1 protein-coding gene is annotated in these 450 nt (G+C 62.2%); it reads left to right on the top strand.

Annotation, left to right across the window (positions count from 1 at the left end):
- Positions 1–450 (top strand): EF-Tu C-terminal domain-related protein (locus tag BN2476_RS49150; protein ID WP_264838706.1); only part of this gene is annotated, 450 nt, incomplete at its 5' end.

Here is a 450-nt window from a genome sequence, read left to right as displayed (position 1 = left end):
GTCGGTATCAAGCCGACGGTCAAGACGACCTGCACGGGCGTGGAAATGTTCCGCAAGCTGCTGGACCAGGGTCAGGCAGGCGACAACGTCGGTATCCTGCTGCGCGGCACGAAGCGTGAAGACGTCGAGCGTGGCCAGGTGCTGGCCAAGCCGGGTTCGATCACGCCGCACACGCACTTCACGGCTGAGGTGTACGTGCTGAGCAAGGACGAAGGCGGCCGCCACACGCCGTTCTTCAACAACTACCGTCCGCAGTTCTACTTCCGTACGACGGACGTGACGGGCTCGATCGAGCTGCCGAAGGACAAGGAAATGGTGATGCCGGGCGACAACGTGTCGATCACGGTCAAGCTGATTGCGCCGATCGCGATGGAAGAAGGTCTGCGCTTCGCAATCCGCGAAGGCGGCCGTACCGTCGGCGCCGGTGTCGTTGCCAAGATCATCGAGTAA

Origin of the sequence: Paraburkholderia piptadeniae (assembly GCF_900007165.1) — a bacterium.
Taxonomy (GTDB): Bacteria; Pseudomonadota; Gammaproteobacteria; order Burkholderiales; family Burkholderiaceae; genus Paraburkholderia; species Paraburkholderia piptadeniae.
This window is presented reverse-complemented; position numbering and strand designations above follow the sequence as displayed.